This window comes from Microcoleus sp. Pol7_B2, from assembly GCF_036701035.1.
Lineage (GTDB): Bacteria > Cyanobacteriota > Cyanobacteriia > Cyanobacteriales > Microcoleaceae > Microcoleus.
The window spans coordinates 1-2,825 of record NZ_JAUBQB010000169.1; the positions used below are offsets into that span (position 1 = coordinate 1).

At 42.7% G+C, this 2,825-nt stretch carries 3 protein-coding genes; 2 read left to right on the plus strand and 1 reads right to left on the minus strand.

The genetic code is table 11. From position 1 onward, the window contains the following. Positions 1-847 precede the first annotated feature (847 nt). A complete protein-coding gene (locus tag QUA57_RS28290) occupies positions 848-1,222 on the plus strand; it encodes a DUF4342 domain-containing protein (RefSeq protein WP_333065115.1) in 375 nt (124 codons plus the stop codon). Between the two features lie 148 nt (positions 1,223-1,370). Beyond that, positions 1,371-2,258 (plus strand): GUN4 domain-containing protein, encoded by an 888-nt coding sequence (locus QUA57_RS28295; RefSeq protein ID WP_333065113.1) that lies wholly within the window; start codon positions 1,371-1,373, stop codon positions 2,256-2,258. Between the two features lie 188 nt (positions 2,259-2,446). On the opposite strand, the gene QUA57_RS28300 is transcribed toward QUA57_RS28295, so the two are convergent. After that, positions 2,447-2,752, minus strand: coding sequence for a serine hydrolase (locus QUA57_RS28300; RefSeq protein ID WP_333065112.1), 306 nt, complete (start codon positions 2,750-2,752; stop codon positions 2,447-2,449). Between the last annotated feature and the right edge of the window lie 73 nt (positions 2,753-2,825).

Here is a 2,825-nt window from a genome sequence, read left to right on the forward strand (position 1 = left end):
GGCACATCTCTTGATGAAGTTATTCGTGCTTATTGTGCAGAAAGAGTGTCTCATACTTATTTGAAATGACTATAAGTAGACGAGTCGATCTAATCAGTAAACGGGCGATCAATCGCAGTTCCAACTGGATTCGCCGTCAAGAAATTCTCTCTAACCCTCAAACTATCTATGTCAAATAGCCGCGATCGCGTTTCCTTAATTGATCGCTCTTTTTATGCCAACAACTGCTTCTCCCGTTTTACCTGTTGGGCGATAGAATATTGTTAGGGAGATGTGCCGCTCAACTGCTTCAACAGATGGCTGAAAGGAAATGGACTCATACCCAGCAATTGAGCTAAATCTGCAAGCTTAATATCTTAATTCAGATGTTCGTTGATGTACTCGGTTTGCGTTTCTGATTTTATTGTACTTCGCCAGTGCGATCGCTATCTCTGGGATGCTTTTGAGAACTGGCCTTGCAAGCCATAGCTTGATTGTGCCTAGATAGCAATCACTTTTGAAGTCATTGTAGAAATATAAAGTTTTAATTTTAATAATTTTCGCTGACTTTAGTTCGCTTGGTGTCCAAGTTAAAAATTCAACACACAGCAGCCACCTTGACATGGCTGGCAGTACGCACCTTACTTGTATCTAGAGACGGGTTGTTTCAACAATATATTCTCTACCTTTAGGAATAGATAAACCCGCCCCGATATAACCAGAAAAAAATAAAGTTTTGAGTAAAAAGGCAGGGTTGGAAAGTACGAATGCAGATTGTAGGGTTTCCTTGCCTGTCATTCCCAAGTGCGATCGCCGAAGATAAGGGTATAGAAATTAAACGGCTGGTTTTCACCCGCCCTTACACAAAATGAACTCACAACTAGAACAACAAGTAACAATTCTACAAGACGAAACAGCAGCGGCCGGAAATTCAGCCAACCCAACAGTTGAAACTCATGTATTCGCCTCAGAATTTCCAACAGAGGAAAAAGTTAGAGTGGAAGAATTTAAGATTAGCGCCGACAGCCTAATTGGTAAAGTCAAAGAACTAATTCAGCAAGGAAAACTCCGCCGCCTCGTCATCAAAAACTCGCAAGGGCGGACTTTGGCAGACATTCCGCTGATGGCTGGATTGGTAGGCGGCGTTGCAGGATCAGTAGTCTTTCCAATTGCTGCTGTACTGGCTACAGTGGGGGCAGTTGTGGCTCATTTGACTGTAGCTGTCGAGCGCAAAGAGCAGTAGTGGATTTGTCTAAAGCGAGGAAAGCGAAGCAATCTCAGAGTCTGGGATTGCTTCGCTTTCGCTTTTTATGTATTAAAAATAATTGCGATCGCCACCTTATATATAAGCCTATGCTAAACTGATGTCAAAATTTTAGAAAAGAATCGCGATGTCAATTCAACCCAGAGAATACGACGCCGTACTTGGCTCTAACAATACAGCAAGCCATACAGATGCTGTTTTAGGCGGAATAGAAGGAGTCAAGCGGCGAATTGCCATTGGAGACATTGAATCTAGAATCACTGCTCTTTCTCAAGCATTAAATTATGGAGAAGCGGGTTTAGATTTAGTTATTCAAGCGCTTCAAGATCGATCAAAACAAATCCAATGGTCTGCTTATGGATTACTTGCTATAAAAACTGAAACCAAAGTAGAACAAGCACTCCGATCTTTTTCATTAATTTCTGAGGCGGGAATAGATTACACCTCGTTACAATATTTACTGGCAAGTCAAGAATTGGAAAAAGCAGACGAACAAACTCGCAAGCTGGTGCTGCAAGCTGCTAATCGATCGGACAACTGGTTGAGAAAAGAAGACATTCAATCTTTAGCTTGTGAAGATTTATTTATTATTGATAGACTTTGGACAATATACAGTCAGGGTCGTTTTGGCTTTAGCGTACAAAAACGCATTTGGGAAAGTTTGGGTTCGGAAAAACCGGATGGAACCAGATGCCAAGAGTTTAGCGATCGCGTAGGATGGCACAAGCAAAAAACTGAAACCGATAGCTACTACGATATCCTCAAACTATATACAATCAAAAGACGCGAGGATATTCCTTGCGGCTTGAATGCTCCTGAAGGAAACTTACCCAGTATTTGTGAGTTTGGTGGAGGTGAGCTGTTGTCGTGGTATGAATCGCCCGATACTGAATCTACTATGGGTTTTTACGGGGGTGGCGGCTATAGAAATAAATGGTCAAATGACTCGTTTTTTGGGGCAGACATGGTTGCTTGTTTTCTCAAACGCATCCAAGCTTGTCCGGAAATTCTTTAAGCCATAACTAATTAGTTTACTGGAGGCAGAGCCTCCTGACATTTATTCCCAGGCTCTTCCTGGGAACGAGTCCAACGAGTCCACAAGTCTCATACTCTCGTTACCAGGAAGAGCCTGGTAACGCAGATCCAGAGGCTCTGCCTCGCAGCTTCTAACGAGTCAATCTTAAAGTCTGCGATTGCTTAGCTTTAATTCGATGCTTTTGCTGACTCTCGATCTAAATAATTGTAAACAATCCGCGAAATTCGACGCACAAACTCTCTCACGATCGGGTCATTGTAAGGACGTTTGACAAAGATTGCGGCCAAATAACGCTTGCCGTTGGGCATATCAATAATTCCAGCATCGCCAACGACAAAGCCGATATCTCCGGTTTTGTCAGCAATCACGGCTCCCGGGCCTAAACCGGAAGGAAGCAGCGTTCTAGTTGTTGTGTGCCGCAGTAATTCTAAAGCTTGTTCCCGACTCGATTCCGAGACTAATTTATAGCGCAATACGGTTCAGTTAAGAGCTATGCAGTGCTTAAAACAATAAATACAGGAGGATTCATTATTATTCCAGTACCTC